The 17,932-nt window shown below is 67.5% G+C and carries 15 protein-coding genes; 9 read left to right on the plus strand and 6 right to left on the minus strand.

The features are described from left to right. Positions 1–7: 7 nt before the first annotated feature. The 4 genes from nuoN to FL625_RS16065 are packed head-to-tail and all read left to right on the plus strand — an operon-like array spanning position 8 to position 4,687. On the plus strand, positions 8–1,444 hold the full coding sequence (gene nuoN / locus FL625_RS16050; RefSeq protein ID WP_149589683.1) for an NADH-quinone oxidoreductase subunit NuoN: 1,437 nt from the start codon (positions 8–10) through the stop codon (positions 1,442–1,444). Beyond that, complete coding sequence (locus tag FL625_RS16055; RefSeq protein ID WP_149589684.1) at positions 1,434–2,180, plus strand: biotin--[acetyl-CoA-carboxylase] ligase; 747 nt, start codon at positions 1,434–1,436, stop codon at positions 2,178–2,180. The genes nuoN and FL625_RS16055 overlap by 11 nt, the downstream gene beginning before the upstream one ends. Positions 2,181–2,240: 60 nt before the next feature. Continuing rightward, positions 2,241–3,014, plus strand: coding sequence for a type III pantothenate kinase (locus FL625_RS16060; RefSeq protein WP_149589685.1), 774 nt, complete (start codon positions 2,241–2,243; stop codon positions 3,012–3,014). Then, a complete protein-coding gene (locus tag FL625_RS16065) occupies positions 3,011–4,687 on the plus strand; it encodes a ribonuclease J (RefSeq protein ID WP_149589686.1) in 1,677 nt (558 codons plus the stop codon). The genes FL625_RS16060 and FL625_RS16065 overlap by 4 nt, the downstream gene beginning before the upstream one ends. 64 nt (positions 4,688–4,751) lie before the next feature. Here the strand turns inward: FL625_RS16065 and FL625_RS16070 are convergent, their stop codons facing one another. Beyond that, entirely contained in the window at positions 4,752–6,383 is a 1,632-nt protein-coding gene (locus FL625_RS16070) for a DEAD/DEAH box helicase (protein WP_149589687.1), read from the minus strand. Between the two features lie 219 nt (positions 6,384–6,602). Between FL625_RS16070 and FL625_RS16075 the strand changes: the two genes are divergently transcribed. Beyond that, entirely contained in the window at positions 6,603–7,025 is a 423-nt protein-coding gene (locus FL625_RS16075) for a hypothetical protein (protein ID WP_149589688.1), read from the plus strand. Between the two features lie 55 nt (positions 7,026–7,080). Here FL625_RS16075 and FL625_RS16080 read toward each other — a convergent pair whose 3' ends face one another. The 3 genes from FL625_RS16080 to obgE form a co-directional block, all read right to left on the minus strand. Beyond that, complete coding sequence (locus FL625_RS16080; RefSeq protein ID WP_149589689.1) at positions 7,081–8,340, minus strand: glutamate-5-semialdehyde dehydrogenase; 1,260 nt, start codon at positions 8,338–8,340, stop codon at positions 7,081–7,083. A 97-nt stretch (positions 8,341–8,437) separates the two neighbouring features. Next, positions 8,438–9,574, minus strand: a complete 1,137-nt coding sequence (proB, locus tag FL625_RS16085) for a glutamate 5-kinase (RefSeq protein WP_200833971.1) — start codon at positions 9,572–9,574, stop codon at positions 8,438–8,440. Beyond that, the gene (gene obgE / locus FL625_RS16090) at positions 9,562–10,584 is read right to left on the minus strand and encodes a GTPase ObgE (RefSeq protein WP_149589690.1); all 1,023 of its coding nucleotides are present in this window, start codon (positions 10,582–10,584) and stop codon (positions 9,562–9,564) included. Before obgE ends, proB begins: the two co-directional genes overlap by 13 nt. A 230-nt stretch (positions 10,585–10,814) precedes the next feature. Here obgE and ctaA point away from each other — a divergent pair, with 230 nt between their 5' ends. Both ctaA and FL625_RS16100 read left to right on the plus strand, forming a co-directional pair. After that, entirely contained in the window at positions 10,815–11,984 is a 1,170-nt protein-coding gene (ctaA, locus tag FL625_RS16095) for a heme A synthase (protein WP_149589691.1), read from the plus strand. Continuing rightward, positions 11,981–13,450 carry a carboxypeptidase M32 gene (locus FL625_RS16100; RefSeq protein WP_149589692.1) on the plus strand — a complete coding sequence of 490 codons (1,470 nt, stop codon included), beginning with the start codon at positions 11,981–11,983 and terminating at the stop codon, positions 13,448–13,450. The genes ctaA and FL625_RS16100 overlap by 4 nt, the downstream gene beginning before the upstream one ends. 94 nt (positions 13,451–13,544) lie before the next feature. Here FL625_RS16100 and FL625_RS16105 read toward each other — a convergent pair whose 3' ends face one another. Both FL625_RS16105 and FL625_RS16110 read right to left on the minus strand, forming a co-directional pair. Continuing rightward, positions 13,545–14,330: an enoyl-CoA hydratase gene (locus tag FL625_RS16105; RefSeq protein WP_235019460.1), complete on the minus strand. Its 786-nt coding sequence runs from the start codon at positions 14,328–14,330 to the stop codon at positions 13,545–13,547. Position 14,331: 1 nt separating this feature from the next. Further along, positions 14,332–14,721, minus strand: a complete 390-nt coding sequence (locus FL625_RS16110; RefSeq protein WP_149589693.1) for a bactofilin family protein — start codon at positions 14,719–14,721, stop codon at positions 14,332–14,334. A gap of 167 nt (positions 14,722–14,888) precedes the next feature. On the opposite strand from FL625_RS16110, the gene speB reads away from it, so the two are divergent. Continuing rightward, the gene (gene speB / locus FL625_RS16115; RefSeq protein ID WP_149589694.1) at positions 14,889–15,854 is read left to right on the plus strand and encodes an agmatinase; all 966 of its coding nucleotides are present in this window, start codon (positions 14,889–14,891) and stop codon (positions 15,852–15,854) included. 63 nt (positions 15,855–15,917) lie between these two features. Beyond that, the gene (locus FL625_RS16120) at positions 15,918–17,579 is read left to right on the plus strand and encodes an amidohydrolase (protein WP_149589695.1); all 1,662 of its coding nucleotides are present in this window, start codon (positions 15,918–15,920) and stop codon (positions 17,577–17,579) included. Positions 17,580–17,932 lie beyond the last annotated feature (353 nt).

Consider the following 17,932-nt stretch of genomic DNA (forward strand, 5'->3'; position numbering starts at 1 on the left):
GCCCGCCATGACCTCTGCAGATTTCCGCATCCTTCTGCCCGAGATCCTGCTGTCGGGCTATGCCATGGCCGCGCTGATGGCGGCGGTCTACACGACCAGGGACAAGCTGGCCGCCACGCTGGTCTGGGCCACGGCGGGGCTGTTCGTGGCGCTGGCGCTGTATATCGGCGTGGCCGGGACCGGCGAGCGCACGGTGTTCGACGGGCTGTTCGTGGACGACCCCTTCGCGCGTTTCGCCAAGGTCACGATCCTGGTCTCGGCCGCGGCCGTGCTGGTGATGAGCCAGGATTACATGAGCCGCCGCGAGCTTCTGCGCTTCGAATATCCCGTGCTGGTCACGCTGGCGGTGGTGGGGATGATGGTCATGGTCTCTTCGGCCGACCTCATCACGCTGTACATGGGGCTCGAGCTGCAGTCGTTGTCGCTCTATGTCGTCGCCGCCATGCGCCGCGACAGCGCGCGGTCCTCGGAAGCCGGGCTGAAATACTTCGTGCTGGGCGCGCTGAGTTCGGGTCTTCTGCTTTACGGTGCGTCGCTGGTCTATGGCTATGCCGGCACGACCCAGTTCGCGGGGATCCTGTCCACGGTGAAGGACGGCGTGCCGCTGGGCCTTCTGTTCGGGCTGGTGTTCATGCTGTCGGGGCTGGCCTTCAAGGTCTCGGCCGCGCCCTTCCACATGTGGACGCCGGATGTATATGAGGGCTCGCCCACGCCGGTCACCGCCTTCTTCGCCACCGCGCCCAAGGTCGCGGCCATGGCGCTGATCGCGCGGCTGGCGCAGGACGCCTTCGGCGGTATTCCGGGCCAGTGGGGACAGGTGCTGGCGGCGCTGGCGGTGGTTTCCATGTTCCTGGGCGCCGTCGCCGCGATCGGCCAGCGCGACATCAAGCGGCTGATGGCCTATTCCTCGATCGCCCACATGGGCTATGCGCTGATCGGCCTGTCGGTCGGGACGGCCTACGGCGTGCAGGCCACGCTGATCTACATGGCGATCTACGTCACGATGAACGTCGGCACCTTCGCCTTCATCCTGTCGATGGAACGCGACGGCCGTCCGGTTTCGGACATCGCGGGTCTGAACCAGTTCGCGAAGAAGGAACCGTTGAAGGCGCTGGCGATGCTCGTCCTTCTGTTCAGCCTGGCGGGCGTGCCGCCAATGGTGGGCTTCTTCGGCAAGTTCTACGTCCTGAAGGCCGCCGTCGATGCGGGCTGGGTCTGGCTGGCCGTGGCCGGGGCCATCGCCTCGGTGATCGGGGCCTTCTACTACCTGCGCCTTGTCTATTTCATGTATTTCGGCGCCGAGCAGGACCCGGTGGACAGCCGCATGGCGCCCGTCCAGTGGACGATGCTGGTGGCGGTGGCCGCGATCATGGTGCTGGGCGTGGTGAACCTCTTCGGCATCGAAGGCCCGGCGGCGCTGGCCGCCCAGGCGCTTGTCCGCTGAGACCGGGGCAGGGCGCATCGTCCTGCCCGAGATCGACAGCACCAACGCCGAGGGCTTCCGGCGCGCAGGCGGCCTTGCCGGCCCGACCTGGATCCTGGCCGGGCTGCAGACCGCTGGCCGCGGGCGCCGCGCACGTCCCTGGGTCAGCCCGCGCGGCAATTTCCATGCCACGCTGGTCCTGAAACCGACCGAGCCACCCGAGACGGTGGCGCTGCGCTCTTTCGCTGCCGCACTCGCGCTGCGGGACGCGCTGGTCGCGCTGACCGGGCTGCCGGCGAGCTTTGCGCTGAAATGGCCGAACGATGTCCTGTGCAACGGCGGCAAGCTGGCGGGGATCCTGCTGGAAAGCCAGGGGCTGGGCGGCCCGGATGCGGTGCTGTGCATCGGCATCGGGGTGAACCTGATCGCAGCGCCCGAGTTGGCGCTCGTCGAACCCGGCGCGGTGCCGCCGGTCTCGCTGATGCAGGAAACCGGCCTCAGGATCGCGCCCGAGGCGTTCCTCGACGCGCTCGCCCCGGCCTATGCGCGGCGCGAGGCGACGTTCCGCGCCGAAGGTTTCGAACCCCTGCGCGCCGAATGGCTGTCCCATGCCGCGCGGCTGGGCGAGACGATCCGCGCCCGCACCGGGGCCGAGACCCGTGAGGGACGGTTCGAGACCATCGACCCGGCCGGCAACCTGATCCTGCGCATGGCGCAAGGCTCGATTGCCATTCCGGCGGCGGAGGTGTTCTTTTGAGCGACGCCCAAGATTTTTCGGCGAAAAATCTTGGGCCCTGTTCCGGACCGGGGGCCTGAGATGCTGCTTGCCATCGACTGCGGCAATACCAACACCGTCTTCTCGATCTGGGACGGCGCCCGATTCATCGCCACATGGCGCATCGCCACCGACCACAAGCGCACGGCGGACGAATATTTCGTCTGGCTCTCGACCCTGATGAACCTGACCGGGACAAGGGCCACGATCACCGAGGCGATCGTCTCCTCGACCGTCCCGCGCGTAGTCTTCAACCTGCGCGTCCTCTGCGACCGTTACTTCAACTGCCGCCCGCTGGTGGTGGGCAAGCCGGACTGCAAGCTGCCGGTGCCGCCGCGCGTGGATCAGGGCACCACGGTCGGCCCCGACCGGCTGGTGAACACCGTCGCCGGCCATGACCGGCACGGCGGCGACCTGATCGTGGTGGATTTCGGCACCGCCACCACCTTCGACGTTGTGGACCAGGACGGTGCCTATGTCGGCGGGGTGATCGCGCCGGGCGTGAACCTCTCGCTTGAAGCCTTGCACATGGCTGCCGCCGCCCTGCCGCATGTCGATGTGGCCCGCCCCGCGAAGGTCATCGGCACGAATACGGTGGCCTGCATGCAGTCGGGCGTGTATTGGGGCTATGTCGGCCTGATCGAGGGCATCGTCCGCGAAGTGCGACGCGAGCGCGAGCGGCCGATGAAAGTGATCGCGACCGGGGGCCTGGCCAGCCTGTTCGCCCAGGGAACCGAGCTATTTGACAGCATCGAGGACGATCTGACCATGCATGGCCTCGTCCTGATCAACGACTACAACAAGGACAAGTCATGAGCGCGAACCGCCTGATCTACCTTCCCCTTGGCGGTGCCGGCGAGATCGGCATGAACTCCTACGTCTTCGGCTATGGGCCGAAAGGGAAGGAGCGGTTGATCCTCGTCGATCTGGGCGTGACCTTTCCCGACATGGACACCTCGCCGGGGGTGGACCTGATCCTGCCCGATGTCGGCTGGCTGCACGACAAGCTGGACCGGCTGGAGGCGATCTTCATCACCCATGCGCACGAGGACCATATCGGCGCGTTGGCGCCGCTGTGGCCCGGCTTGCAGAAGAAAGTCTATGCCCGCCGATTCACGGCTACCATCGGTCGGCTGAAGTTCGAAGAGGCTGGCCTGCCGGTTGACCAGATCATCACGGTCGAACCCCGCCCCGCGACGGTCGAGGTCGGGCCATTCAAGGTGCAGTTCGTCCCCGTCTCGCATTCCATCCCGGAAAGCTCGGCCCTGGTCATCGATACACCGGCGGGGCGCATCTTCCATTCGGCCGATTTCAAGATCGACCATACGCCTGTGGTGGGCGAGGGCTGGGACGATGCCCGCATCGCCGAGATCGTCGCCGAACGCCCTGTCAAGGTGATGACCTGCGACTCGACGAACGTCTTTTCCACCCATGAGGGCCGGTCGGAGGCCTCGCTGGCCGAACCGCTGGCCGAGTTGATCCGTGCCCAGACCGGCATGGTCGTGGCGACGACCTTCGGGTCGAACGTCGCGCGGCTGAAAACGCTGGCCGAGGCCGGGCGGGCGGCGGAGCGGACGATCTGCGTCCTTGGCCGGTCGATGAAGCGGATGCTCTCTGCGGCGGAAGAGGCCGGGGTGCTGTCCGGTTTCCCGAAGACGGTCAGCCCGGAAGAGGCGCTGGAGGTGCCGCGGCGGAACCTGATGCTTCTGGTCACCGGCAGCCAGGGCGAACGCCGGGCGGCCTCGGCGCAGCTGTCGCGGGGGAAATACCTTGGCATCGAGATGAAGGAGGGCGACACCTTCCTGTTCTCGTCCAAGACCATCCCGGGCAACGAACGCGACGTGCTGCGGGTCTGGAACGCCTTTTCCGAAATGGGCGTGCGGGTGATCGACGACCAGGGCGGCAAGTATCACGTCTCGGGTCATGCGAACCGCCCGGACCTCGAACATGTGCACCGGCTGGTCCTGCCGGACATGCTGATCCCGATGCATGGCGAGCATCGGCATCTGACCGAGCATGTCCGCATCGCGACCGAAAGCGGCATCGCGGCGGCCGTGGCGCCGAACGGGACGATGCTGGACCTGACGGGCGATGTGCCCGAGGTGGCGGAATATGTCGAGGCCGGGCGCCTCTACCTGGACGGCACGGCCCTGATCGGGGCACTGGACGGGGTGGTGCGCGACCGGATCCGCATGGCGCTGAACGGGGTCGTCACCGTCACGCTGATCCTGGACGAGACCGATACCCCGATGGGCGAGCCCTGGGTCGACCTTATGGGGCTGCCCACCACTGGACGCGGTGAACGACCGCTGGCCGAGACGATGGAAGCCGACCTTGACGAAGTCATCGGGCGGCTTGGGCGGAAGGTGATGGCCGACGACAGCAAGCTGGAAGAGGAGATCCGCAAGGTCGTCCGCCAGGTCGCCATGGAGGAGATCGGCAAGAAGCCGGAAGTCACGGTCGTCATCAGCCGGCTGGCTGCGGAATAGGGCGCAGTCGGAAACGAACAGGGCCCCGTCGTGGACGGGGCCCTTTTGACTGGTTTCGGCGTGTTCAGCCTTCGGTTCCCGTGGCGGAAGCGTCTTCCAGATCCTCGGCCTTGGAGGGCTTGAGCGCAAAGCTGCGCAGGATGAAATCAGGGACGTGGTCGCCCATGCCGATCACCGCTGGCCCGAGGTCGCGGTCACGACGATAGTCGCGGCGATCCTCGCGCGGCTCGCGCCTGTCGCCACGATCCTCGCGCCGTTCGCCCCTGCTTTCCTGCCGCTCGTCGCGGCGGCGCTCGCCACCCCGTTCGCCACGTTCGCCGCGCGGTTCGCGACGCTCTTCGCGGCGCTCTTCCCGTCGCTCCTCTTCGCGCGGCTCTGCCTCTGTCACTTCGGCCTTGGGCACGGCCACCAGGGGCTCCATCGGCGCGACCTCGTCATGCGCCTTCACCGGGCGCTCACGGTCCCGGCCGCGGCCAGCCCGTTCGCGCCCCTTGCGGTCCTCACGCGGGGGGCGGTCGGGTTTGCCTTCGCGGGTGTCGGGCTCGAAACCCTCGGGCAGGGGGCCACGCGGGATCTCGGCCTTGATCAGGCTTTCGATGGCCTTGAGGTATTTCTCGTCCGAAGGCACCGAGATGGTGAAGGCCTTGCCTAGACGCCCCGCACGACCGGTGCGGCCGATGCGGTGGACGTAATCCTCGGGATGCGAGGGCACGTCGAAGTTGAAGACGTGGCTGACCGCCGGAATGTCCAGTCCGCGCGCCGCCACGTCCGAGGCGACGAGGAGGTGCAGCGAGCCGTCGCGGAAGGCGTCGAGCGTCTTCATCCGTTCGGACTGCGCGAGGTCGCCGTGGATCGGCGCTGCGTTGAAGCCGTGCGATTTCAGCGACTTCGCCACCACATCCACATCCATCTTCCGGTTGCAGAAGATGATCGCATTGGTGCAGGCCTCGCCCTCGGCGCGGATCAGCGCGCGCAGCACGGCGCGCTTGTCGCCGAAGACGCGATCCTTGCGCACGGGTTTCAGCTCGATCAGGCTTTGCGTGATCGTGGTCGAGGTCGTCGCCTGCCGCGCCACCTCGATCCTGGCCGGATTCTTCAGGAAGGTCTTGGTGATCCGTTCGATCTCGGGCGCCATGGTGGCCGAGTAGAACATCGTCTGCCGCTTGGGCGGCGTCAGGGTGAAGATCCGCTCGATGTCCGGAATGAAGCCCATGTCGAGCATCCGGTCGGCCTCGTCCACCACCATGATCTGCACGCCGGTGAGCAGCAGCTTGCCGCGTTCGAAATGGTCGAGGAGCCGGCCCGGGGTCGCGATCAGCACGTCCACGCCACGGTCGATCAGCTTGTCCTGTTCGCCGAAGGCCACACCGCCGATCAGCAGCGCCTTGGTCAGCCTGGTGTGCTTGGCGTAGATGTCGAAGTTCTCGGCCACCTGGGCGGCGAGTTCGCGGGTGGGCGCGAGCACCAGGCTGCGCGGCATGCGGGCGCGGGCGCGGCCCTGGCCCAGCAGCGTGATCATCGGCAGGGTAAAGCTCGCCGTCTTGCCGGTGCCGGTCTGGGCGATGCCAAGCACATCGCGGCCGGTCAGCGCTTCGGGGATGGCCTGGGCCTGGATGGGTGTGGGAGTTTCGTAGCCGGCTTCCGAGACGGCTTGCAGCACGCGCGGATCCAGCGCGAGGTCGGAAAATTTGGTCATCAGCGTCCTATGGATGCGGTATCGGACCGCATGGATGGTGGGACGCAAGTTTCCGGGCGCCCCGGCGTCTCGGCCCGATATGGCCGCGTGGGGCGCGCATAGCGGAAATTGGCCGCAGGGTCAAGTCAGGGGCCGTTCCGGTGGACGCAGGGCGTGGGGTGCGTTAACCTTTTCCCATTCCTTGCGGGCTTTTCAATCTTTCCATTTTCAAGGTGACTCATGCAGCGGTTCATTCTTATTGCCTGCCTGGCGCTGGCGAACCCAGCCCACGCCGACACGGATCCCAGGGCCTGCACGCCACCCGGTTGCCGCACGACGGTCCTGTTCGCCTCGACATCCGACACCCGGAGCTATGCCTTGCTGGTTGCCGCCCCGGAGGCCGGATGCGACCGGGTCCGGTTCCGGATCGAGCACGACCGTGCCGGTGTTCTGGGCCAGTCGCCGCCCCTGGCCCCCGGCGAGCTGGCCGTGATCCGGCTTGGCCAGGGCTTTCCGCAGGGCGAGAACCGGGTGACGATCGCCTCGATCGGCTGCGACATGCCGCCGGCCGAGGCGCGGCGGGTGATCCTGGCCAACTCCGGGCATGACCACAGCTGGCGGTCGGGGCGGGTCCTGAATTCGGGTTCAGAACTTTCCGGCTGATGCGGGCGGAGGGCAGCGGGCAGGGTCCGCCGCCCCCGCTCTGGCCTCGGCGGCCTCAGGGCCGGATCGTCCCGTTGCCCGTCACCAGATACTTGAAGCTGCACAGCTGTTCGGCCCCCACCGGACCGCGGGCATGCATCTTGCCGGTGGCGATGCCGATTTCCGCGCCCATGCCGAACTCGCCGCCATCGGCGAACTGGGTCGAGGCGTTGCGCATCAGGATCGCGCTGTCGAGCCGTTCGAAGAACCGCTGCGCCGTCGAGTCGTTCTCGGTCAGGATGCTTTCGGTGTGCTGGCTGCCGTATCGGCGGATGTGGTCGATGGCCTGATCCACCCCGTCCACCAGCTTCGCGGCAATGATCATGTCGAGGAATTCGCGCCCGAAATCATCGGGTTGCGCCTTCTTCGTGCCGGGGATCTTCAGCAGCTCGCCCTCGGTGCGGACCTCTACACCGGCCTTCAATAGGTCTTCGATCAGGATGCCGCCATGCTTGGTGTAGAACTGCCAGTCGATGAGGAGGCACTCGGCCGCGCCGCAGATGCCGGTGCGGCGGGTCTTGGCGTTCAGGACGACGCGGCGGGCCTTTTCCAGGTCTGCGTCGCGGTCGGCATAGACGTGGCAGATGCCTTCGAGGTGGGCGAAGACGGGCACGCGGGCCTCGCGCTGGACAAGGCCGACAAGCCCCTTGCCGCCGCGGGGGACGATCACGTCGATGTATTGCGTGGCCTGCAGCATGGCAGTCACCATCTCGCGGTCGCGGGTGGGCACGAACTGGATCGCGGCGGTGGGGAGGTTCGCGGATTTCAGGCCGTCGAGCATGCAGGAGTGGATCGCTTCCGAGGTCTCGAAGCTTTCCGACCCGCCGCGCAGGATGACCGCATTGCCGGATTTGAGGCAAAGGGCACCGGCATCGGCGGTCACGTTGGGGCGGGATTCGTAGATGACGCCCACGACGCCGAGGGGGGTCGCAACGCGCTGGATGTGCAGGCCGTTGGGGCGGTCCCATTCGGCCAGGACGCGGCCCACCGGGTCAATCTGTTCGGCGATCTGGCGCAGCGCATCGACGATCCCGCGCAGGCGCGTGTCGTCAAGCCGCAACCGGTCGCGCATGGCGGGGGTGATGCCGCGCTGGTCGGCGGCGTCGAGGTCCAGGGTGTTGGCGTCGAAGATTTCCTGCCGGCGGTTCCAGACGGCATCGGCGGCGGCGATCAGGGCGGCGGCCTTTCGTTCCGACGAGGCGCAGGCGAGTTCGGCAGCCGCCGCGCGGGCCTTGGTGCCGATCTCGGTCATCAGGTCGGTGAACTGGCCGTCCATTGCGCTTCCTTTCCGTCCGGGCGGCGGAGTTTTCGAAAACTCCGCGCCGGAAATTTCAAAATTTCCGGTCCGATTTCCTTGCAGAAATCGGGCCCGTTCAAACCACCATGTCGTCCCGGTGCACCAGCGCCGCGCGGCCCTGATAGCCCAGGATCGCCTCGATCTCGCCCGAGCGGTGCCCGGCGATCTTGCGGGCCTCGGCCGAAGTATAGCGCACGAGGCCCTTGCCGAGAACCACGCCTTCGGGCGACAGGATCGCCACCGGCTCGCCGCGCCCGAAGCTGCCGGTCACCTTGGTCACACCGGCGGGCAGCAGGCTCTTGCCGGCTTTCAGCGCCGTCACCGCGCCTGCGTCCAGCACCAGCTCGCCCTTCGGCTTCATCGCGTTGATCCAGCGCTTTCGGGCCACTTGCGGATCGGCCGCCGGCACGAACCAGGTGCGCGGCGCGCCCTCGGCCAGCGCCTTCAGCGGGCGCAGGGTCGAACCCTCCATGATCGCCATGGCGCAGCCGCCGGCGACGGCGGTCTTCGCGGCGAGGAGCTTGGTCTTCATGCCACCCTTCGACATGCCGCTGATCGGGTCGCCGGCCATCGCCTCGATATCGGGCGTGATGCTGTCCACCACATCAAAGCGGGTGGCGCTGGCGTCTTCCTTCGGGTTGGCGGTGTAGAAGCCGTCAACGTCGGACAGCAGCACCAACTGGTCCGCGCCGACCGTCACGGCGATCTGCGCCGCCAGCCGGTCGTTGTCGCCAAAGCGGATCTCGTCGGTGGCGACCGTGTCGTTCTCGTTCACGATCGGCACCACGCCCAGGCCGAGGAGCGTCTCCATGGTCGCGCGAGAGTTCAGATAGCGGCGGCGATCCTCGGTGTCCTCCAGCGTGACCAGCACCTGCGCGGTGGTGATCCCGTGGGGCGCCAGGACTTCCTCGTAGGCGCGGGCGAGGCGGATCTGGCCGACAGCGGCTGCGGCCTGCGACTGTTCGAGGGTCAGCACCCCCTCGGGCAGGCCAAGAACCTTGCGGCCAAGCGCGATGGAGCCGGAAGAGACGAGGACGACATCGGTTCCCCGGGTCTTCGCCTCGGCCACGTCGAGGGCAAGGGCGGAGAGCCAGCTCTGCTTCAGCCCCGTCCGGCGGTCGACAAGAAGCGCTGAGCCGATCTTAACGACCAGCCGCCTTGCGGTCCTGATGTCGGGCGCCGACAGGGTCAGGCCCGGCCTCATGGTTGCCATGGCGTCGACTCCTTGGCGGGGGCCTGCGCCGTGATGATGGCGTAGAGCGCGCGCAGGACCTCGGGTATTCCCTTGCCGGAGACGCCCGAGATGACGTGGACCGGGCCGCCCGATGCCTTTTCCAGGGCACGGCGGCGGTCGCTGATCTGTTTGGGGTCCATCGCGTCGGTCTTGTTCAGCGCGACGATGCGGGGCTTGTCACCCAGAACCTCGGAGTATGCTTCAAGTTCGGTCACGATGGTCTTGAAATCCTTCGTGATCGTCGAAGATGTGCCGTCCACGAGATGCAGAAGGACCTTGCAGCGTTCGACATGCGCGAGGAACTGCGTCCCAAGGCCCCGGCCCTCCGACGCGCCCTCGATCAGGCCGGGAATGTCGGCCATGACGAATTCATGCCCGTCGATGCCGACGACGCCGAGGTTGGGGACGAGAGTCGTGAAGGGGTAGTCCGCGATCTTCGGCCGGGCGTTCGAGACGGCGGCGAGGAAGGTGGATTTTCCAGCGTTGGGGAGGCCCACAAGGCCCGCGTCGGCGATCAGCTTCAGGCGCAGCCAGATGGTGCGCTCGATGCCTTCCTGCCCCGGGTTCGCCCGCGCGGGCGCGCGGTTGGTCGAGGACTTGAAGCGCAGGTTGCCCCAGCCGCCGTTGCCGCCTTCGGCAAGGCAGACGCGCTGGCCCGGCTCGGTGAGGTCGGCAATGACGGTTTCCCCGTCCTCGTCGAGGATCTCGGTCCCGAGCGGGACCTTCAGCACGATGTCCTCGCCCGACTTGCCCGTCTTCTGGTTGCCCATGCCGGGCTGGCCGTTCTTGGCGAAGAAATGCTGCTGGTAGCGGTAGTCGATGAGGGTGTTCAGCCCTTCGACGGCCTCGGCATAGACGCTGCCGCCGTGGCCGCCGTCGCCACCGTCGGGGCCACCGAATTCGATGAACTTCTCGCGCCGGAAGGACACGCAACCGGCTCCGCCGCCGCCGGAGCGGATGTAGACTTTGGCGAGGTCGAGGAACTTCATATTGCGGGCTTTCGGGGCAGGGTCAGAAGGCGGGGATACAGGAAGCGGGGCAGATGCTCAAGCGATGGGCCTCCGATGGGCCTCGGGGATGCTCCTCGTGCGCCTTCGGCTACTCGTCGCGGGGCGTCAAGCGACGAGCGACGAAGGAGACGAGGAGCGTTCCGTCGCAGGGCCTTGAAGGTGGGGGTGGGGGGGCCTAGTGTCCCGGCCAGGACGAAAGGGTTCAGCGGATGGCCACCAAGCGCAGTATCTTCGAAGAGGTCGGGACAGACGAGAAACCCGTTCCGGCGCCGGCAGGCGGCGGGATCGACGCCCGGCCGAAGGGGGCACGGCGCGGCATCCGGATCTGGCTCGTCGCGCTGTTCCTCCTGGTGGCGACGATGATCGCCGTGGGCGGGCTGACGCGGCTGACGGACTCGGGTCTGTCGATCACCGAGTGGAAGCCGGTCACCGGGGCGCTGCCGCCGATGAGCGAGGCCGCGTGGCAGTCCGAGTTCGACAAGTATCGCGCCATCCCGGAATACCAGTTGCAGAACAAGGGCATGTCCCTGGAAGAGTTCAAGATGATCTACTGGTGGGAATGGGGGCACAGGCAGCTTGGCCGCGTGATCGGGCTGGTCTGGCTGGTCGGCTTCGCGGGCTTTGCCCTGGCAAGGCAGATCCCGCCGGGCTGGACCGGGCGCTTGCTGCTTCTGGGCGTGCTGGGCGGTGCGCAGGGGGCGATCGGCTGGTGGATGGTGTCCTCGGGCCTCGAAGGCGAGATGCTGGACGTGGCGTCCTATCGCCTTGCGACGCATCTCGGGTTGGCCTTCGTGATCCTGGGGTTCATCGCCTGGTATGTCTTCCTGCTCGGGCGAAGCGAGGCCGAACTCATGACGGCACGGCGGGGGCGGGAGGCAAAGCTGTTCGGCCTTTCCACCGGATTGATGCATTTCGCCTTCCTCCAGATCCTGCTGGGGGCGCTGGTGGCCGGAATCGACGCGGGACGGGCTTTCCCGACCTGGCCGCTGATGAACGGGCAGTTCTTTCCGGCCGATGCCTTCTATGTGCCTGACGGACAGGGGGGTAGCCTGCCCGTCTGGCATGCGTTCTTCGAGAACCCGGGCCTGGTGCAGTTCATCCACCGCATGTCGGGCTATCTCCTGTTCGCCTTCGGGGTGGTGGTCTGGCTGCGCGGACGCAGGTCGAGCTATCAGGCGACGCGCGCGGCCTTCGATCAGGTCATGGCGATGCTGGTCGTGCAGATGGGCCTCGGAATTGCCACCGTGCTGACCGTCGCGCATGTCCATGTCGCGATCACCCACCAGATCGGTGCGGTGATCCTCTGGGTGCTGATCCTGCGGGCCCGGCATCTGTCGCAATACCCCGTAGCGGGGTCGATCCGGGAAGGAACCGCATGAGCGCGTATGATGAACTGATGGCCTTCCAGCGCCAGACCGAGGCATTGGCCCAGGTGGCCGGACGGCTGGGCTGGGATCAGGAGACCGTGATGCCCGAGGGGGCGGCCGGGCAGCGGGCCGAGGAGATCGGGGCGCTGGAAGCGGTGCTGCATGCGCGGCGCACCGATCCGCGTCTGGCCGGCTGGCTGGCCGAGGCCAGGGCGCCGGATGCGGTGGGCGAGGCGCAGCTGCGGCTGATCCGGCGGTCCTACGAGCGGACGATGAAGGTTCCGGCGAAACTTGCCGAGGAAATCGCCACGACGATGTCGCTGGCGCAGGGGGTCTGGGCTGACTGCCGGGCGCGCGAGGATGTGGCGGGGTTCCTGCCGATGCTGCGCAAGGTGGTGGACCTGAAGCGGGCCGAGGGCGCGGCGCTGGCGGCGGGGGGCGATCCCTATGACGCGCTGGTCGATGACTACGAACCGGGCATGACCGGAGCGGCGATCGCGGCAATGTTCGATGCGATGCGGCCCCGGCTGGTCAGCCTGCGGGAGAAGGTGCTGGGAGCCGAGGCGCCGAAGGGCATCGTCGGGACATTCGCGCAGGACGCCCAACTGGCGCTGAGCCGCGAGCTGGCGACGGTGTTCGGCTACGACTGGTCGCGTGGGCGGGTCGATCTGGCGGTGCATCCGTTCAGCTCGGGGTCGGGCCACGACGTGCGGATCACGACGCGGGTCAACGAGACCGATCCGTTCAACTGCTTCTATTCCACGATCCACGAGGTCGGCCACGCCGCCTATGAACAGGGGATCGACCCGGCCTATGCGCTGACGCCCATCGGGCAGGGCGTGTCGATGGGGGTGCACGAAAGCCAGAGCCGGTCCTACGAGAACCAGTTGGGTCGCAGCCGCGCCTTCACCGGCTGGCTGTTCGGCCGGATGCGGGAGATCTTCGGGGACTTCGGCATCGCGGATGCGGATGCCTTCTACCGGGCTGTGAACCGGGTGCATCCGGGCTACATCCGCACCGAGGCCGACGAGGTCCACTACAACCTGCACATCATGATGCGCTTCGATCTGGAACGCGCACTTATCCGCGGCGACCTGGACGTGGCCGATCTGGAAGCCGCCTGGAACGACCGCTTCCGCGCCGATTTCGGGGTGGCGGTGGACCGGCCGTCGAACGGGATGCTGCAGGACGTCCACTGGTCCTGCGGGCTGTTCGGCTATTTCCCGACCTACACGCTGGGCAATGTCTATGCCGGCTGCCTGGTCAAGGCGTTGCGCGCCGAGGTGCCGGGCCTCGACACGATGATGGCCAGGGGCGATGTGTCGGCCGCAACCGGCTGGCTGCGCGAGCGGTTGCAACGCCACGGAGGGCTTTACGAGCCGCGGGATGTCGTGCGGCGGGCCTGCGGGTTCGAGCCTTCGGAGGCGCCGCTGCTGGACTATCTCGAGGCCAAGTTCGGCGAGATCTACGCGGTCTAGTCCCGGTGCAGGCGGCGGCTCGTCGGTGACTGCGTCCCTCCTCGCAAGGCACCCCGACGAGGAGACGCAGTCGAACGAGGAGGTCGCCGAAGCCTCAGCGGCGGTCGATGAAGGCCTGGATGCCCCGGTCCGCCGAAGGCAGAAGCGCGTTCTCCACGATCGCCGCGCCGGCGACGCGGTAGGCCTGGTCCAGCGGCAGGGCAAGCTGCGCGCGGAAGGCGCGCTTGCCGATGCGGATGGCCTGCGGATCCTGTGCGGCGATCCGGCGGGCGAGCGTCCGGGTATCCTCGGCCAGCGCCTCGGGCGGGGCCAGCCGGTTCACCACGCCAAGCGCGTGGGCGCGGGGGGCGGGCAGGAATTCGCCCGTGGTCAGAAGCTCGAAGGCCAGGCCGGGGGCGAGGCGGCGCGACAGGGCAACGGCGGGAGTGGAGCAGAAGAGGCCGAGGTTGATGCCGTTCACGCCGAAACGGGCGGTCTCGGCCGCGACGATGAGGTCGCAGGAACAGGCCAGCTGGCAGCCGCCGGCGGTTGCCACGCCCTGGACTTGGGCGATGATCGGCTGGGGCAGGGCGGCGATCTGCTGCATCACCGCCGAGCAGCGATCGAACAGCGCCTGGAACTGCGCGCGGCCGCCGTCGGGGGCGCTGCGGAAGCCCTGCATCTCTTTCAGATCGTGGCCGGCGGAGAAGGCCTTGCCCTCGGCGGCAAGGATCACGACGCGGATCTCATCATCCCCGGCGATCCGCTCGAACGCGGCGCCGAGCGCGGCCAGCATCGCCGTCGAGAGCGCGTTCAGCGTACCGGGAGAGGCCAGCGTGACGGTGGCGATACCGTCCTGCACGTCGCAGGTCAGCGGGGCGGGGGGAAGGGAGCTCGGCAACTCAGGCCTTGGGCTTGAGGAACCGGCCCTCGATCTGCGCGCCGCTTTCGATCACCAGCGCGGCGGTGGTGACATCGGCCTTGACCGCCGAGCTTGCCCGCAAGGTGAAGCTTTCGCAGGCGACCTTGCCGTCGAACTTGCCCTTCACCTCGACCGTATGGGCGTTGACCGAGCCCTTCACCCGGCCTTCCTGACCGATGATGAGCCCGTTGGCGGTGATGTTGCCGTCGATCTCGCCCAGAACCTCGACCGAGCCGGTCGAGGTGATCTCGCCGGTGATGCGCAGGTCGGCCCCGAGCACCGAGCGCGCCGAGTTCGAGCCGGGGGCCGAGGGACGCGGGGCAGCGGGCGCGGCCGGGGCGGAGGTCGGGTCGGAGGTCTTGGAGAACATGCGCGGCTTCCTTGGGAAAGGGGGTGACCCGATAAGGTAGGAAGGCGCAGGTCCGGTCAAGGGGCGCGTTGGTCTGGTGGCAGTTTTCCCCGGGACGAATGTCGCAAGCGGGGCTGACAGGGCGCGGCCGGGATGGTCAGATCGGCAGGGAATCAGGGGGTCCTGCGATGGTGGACGCATTTTTCCGGCCGGTTTCGGGCTTTGACCTGCCGCGCTTTGCCGGGGTGCCGACCTTCATGAGGCTGCCGCATGTGGGGTTCGACCATCCGCGCTTTGCCGAGGTGCAGATCGGGTTGATCGGCGCGCCCTGGGACGGGGGGACCACGAACCGGCCGGGTCCGCGCCATGGGCCGCGCCAGTTGCGCGACCTCTCGACCATGATCCGGGCGGTGAACGGGGCGACCTGGGTGGCGCCGTTCGAGCTGGCGGCTTGTGCCGACCTCGGCGACGTGGCGCCGAACCCTGGGGACCTGATGGACTCGATGGCGCGGATGGAGGCCTTCTACGAGAAGGTCGTGGCGGCGGGGATCCGGCCGCTGACCGGGGGCGGGGATCATCTGTGCTCGCTTCCCATCCTGCGGGCGGTGGCGAAGGCGCGTCCCGTGGGCATGATCCAGTTCGACAGCCATACCGACCTGAACGACGTGTATTTCGGCACCTCGCGCTACAACCACGGCACTCCGTTCCGCCGGGCGGTGGAGGAGGGGCTGATCGACCCGAAACGCTATGTCCTGATCGGGATTCGCGGCACGGCCTATGGCCGCGAGGACTGGGATTTCGCTGCGGCGAACGGCATCCGCATCATCCCGATCGCGGAGTTCCATGCGCGGGGGCCCGAGGATGTTATGGCCGAGGCGCGCGAAATCGTCGGGCAGGAGCCGGTTTACGTGACCTATGACATCGATTTCGTGGACCCGACCTTCGCACCGGGGACCGGGACGCCCGAGGTGGGCGGGCCGACCAGCTGGCAGGCCTTGCAGGTCGCGCGGGGGCTTCGGGGCCTTGATGTGGTGGGGGCGGACCTGGTGGAGGTCTCGCCGCCGTTCGACCCGTCGGGCGGGACAGCCTGGCTGGGGATCAGCCTGATGTTCGAGATGCTCTGCGTGATGGCCGAGCGTGTGGCGCGGGGCTGAGGGCGGAGCGGGGGCCAGCCCCCGGACCCCCGGGATATTTGAGGACAGATGAAAGGGTGGGCCATGCAGCCTGAGATGTTGATCACCAATGCCAAGGTCCTGACGATGGACGATGCGCGCCCCCGGGCCGAGGCGGTGGCGTTCGCGGGGGGGCGCATCCTGGCCGTAGGAAGCCGGGCCGAGGTGGAGGCGCTGGCGGGGCCCTCGACCAGGGTGGTCGATGCCGGGGGGCGGACGCTGTTGCCGGGCTTCGTGGAGAGCCACCTGCATCTGGTGCTGGGTGGGAACGAGCTGTCGCAGCTGCAGCTGGGTGGCGTCTCGGGCTTCGACGACCTGGCGCGGCTGTTCCGGGCCTATGCGGCGAAGAACCCCGGCCTGCCGCTGGTGATGGCGCAGGGGGCGGCCTACGAGATCCTCGACCATCCGGTCACGCGGCACGATCTGGACCGGGTGATCGCCGACCGGCCCATCGCGATGATGGCGCCGGACCATCATACGGTCTGGGCCAATACGGCGGCCTTGCAGGCGGCGGGTATCCTGCACGGGGCGGCGATGCCCCCGGGTCATGTCGTGGTGATGGGGCAGGACGGCACGGCGACCGGGGAGCTTCTGGAGTTCGAGGCGTTCAGTCCGGTCTTGGCGCTGTCCGGGGACCTGCACCTGCAACTGGGGATCGCGACGGGGGGCGAGCCGGAGCCCTGGCCTGATGCCGGGCAGCGCGCGAAGGACAAGGAAAAGGTCGCGGCGGGGCTGGCGCATTGCGCGATGCACGGGATCACCAGCATGGTGAACATGGACGGCAACCGCTATACCTGCGTGTTGCTGAAGGAGATGGAGGCCGAGGGGCGGCTGACCGCGCGGGTCAAGGTTCCCTTCCATTTCAAGCCGCACATGGAGCTGTCGGAGCTCGACCGGGCCTCGGCCATGGCGGCGGAGTTCACCGGCGACTGGGTGACGAGCGGCTTCGTCAAGATGTTCATGGACGGGGTCGTGGACAGCCGCACCGCCTACATGCTGCACGACTATCCCGGAACGACGGAACGGGGCGCGCCCTTGTTCGAGGCGGAGCGGTTCAAGGAGATCTGCCGGGAAATCTCGCGCCGCGACCTGCAGATCGCGGTCCATGCCATCGGCGACGGGGCGGTGCGGCAGACGATCGACGGCTACGAGGCGGCGGGCCGGCCCGACCTGCGCCACCGGATCGAGCATATCGAATTGATCGACCGGGCCGACGTGCCAAGGCTCGGGGCGCTGGGGATCACGGCATCCGTCCAGCCGCCGCATCCGCCGGGGGCGATGGATTTCCCGATGTCGACGATGGAGCACGTGTTCCATCGTGATCGCTGGAAGGACGCCTATCTGACCCGGACCCTGGCCGAGCATGGCGCACCGCTGGCCTTTGCCAGCGACTGGCCGGTGACGGATGTGAGCGTGATGCGCGGCATCCAGGCGGCGCTGACGCGGGTGCCTTACGAGGGGTGCCAGGATGAGAGAGTGGGCCTGATGGAGGTCCTGCGCGCCTATACGGCAGGTGGGGCCTGGGCTGCGCATATGGAAGGGCTGACGGGGACCCTGCGTCCGGGGCTTGCAGCCGATCTGGTGCTGATCGACGGCGACATCGAGGCGATTCCGGCCGAACAGATGGGAAAGACGGGAATCGCGCTGACGATTGCGGGCGGCAGGGTGACGCACGACCCGTCCGGCATGGCCGGCGGGGCGAGATAATACTTTGATTTCACGTTAGAAAATGCGGTTCTCGCAAAAATCGTCATCTTCCCGTCATTTTCCGCTTGCGGCTCCGAAAGCCCGGGACTAAAAGCCCCCTCACCGAAACGGAACGGGGCCGGAAACGGCGGCGGGACGGATCGGAAGCGGGGGTGAAACGCCGCGAAATCTTCGGAGGCAGGATGGCAGTACAGCCGGAAGTTCTGGCGTGCTGTGTGTTTTGTGTCCGTGCTCTTTGACAGATATGGTTCATGAAGGGATATGCGGGCGGTCTGTCGCGGATCGGCGTCAGACGTTTGCATATCGGCTCACTAGGGGAAACCCGATGATGTGAGTGTCAGCTTCACTACTTG

It is taken from the genome of Tabrizicola flagellatus, from assembly GCF_008271465.1.
Classification (GTDB): domain Bacteria; phylum Pseudomonadota; class Alphaproteobacteria; order Rhodobacterales; family Rhodobacteraceae; genus Tabrizicola; species Tabrizicola flagellata.

Excerpts from the sequence above, each read along its gene's own strand:
- nuoN (WP_149589683.1), top strand. The coding sequence starts at position 8 with ATGACCTCTGCAGATTTCCGCATCCTTCTGCCCGAGATCCTGCTGTCG.
- FL625_RS16060 (WP_149589685.1), top strand. The coding sequence starts at position 2,241 with ATGCTGCTTGCCATCGACTGCGGCAATACCAACACCGTCTTCTCGATC.
- FL625_RS16065 (WP_149589686.1), top strand. The coding sequence starts at position 3,011 with ATGAGCGCGAACCGCCTGATCTACCTTCCCCTTGGCGGTGCCGGCGAG.
- FL625_RS16070 (WP_149589687.1), bottom strand. The coding sequence starts at position 6,383 with ATGACCAAATTTTCCGACCTCGCGCTGGATCCGCGCGTGCTGCAAGCC.
- FL625_RS16075 (WP_149589688.1), top strand. The coding sequence starts at position 6,603 with ATGCAGCGGTTCATTCTTATTGCCTGCCTGGCGCTGGCGAACCCAGCC.
- FL625_RS16080 (WP_149589689.1), bottom strand. The coding sequence starts at position 8,340 with ATGGACGGCCAGTTCACCGACCTGATGACCGAGATCGGCACCAAGGCC.
- proB (WP_200833971.1), bottom strand. The coding sequence starts at position 9,574 with ATGGCAACCATGAGGCCGGGCCTGACCCTGTCGGCGCCCGACATCAGG.
- obgE (WP_149589690.1), bottom strand. The coding sequence starts at position 10,584 with ATGAAGTTCCTCGACCTCGCCAAAGTCTACATCCGCTCCGGCGGCGGC.
- ctaA (WP_149589691.1), top strand. The coding sequence starts at position 10,815 with ATGGCCACCAAGCGCAGTATCTTCGAAGAGGTCGGGACAGACGAGAAA.
- FL625_RS16100 (WP_149589692.1), top strand. The coding sequence starts at position 11,981 with ATGAGCGCGTATGATGAACTGATGGCCTTCCAGCGCCAGACCGAGGCA.
- FL625_RS16110 (WP_149589693.1), bottom strand. The coding sequence starts at position 14,721 with ATGTTCTCCAAGACCTCCGACCCGACCTCCGCCCCGGCCGCGCCCGCT.
- speB (WP_149589694.1), top strand. The coding sequence starts at position 14,889 with ATGGTGGACGCATTTTTCCGGCCGGTTTCGGGCTTTGACCTGCCGCGC.
- FL625_RS16120 (WP_149589695.1), top strand. The coding sequence starts at position 15,918 with ATGCAGCCTGAGATGTTGATCACCAATGCCAAGGTCCTGACGATGGAC.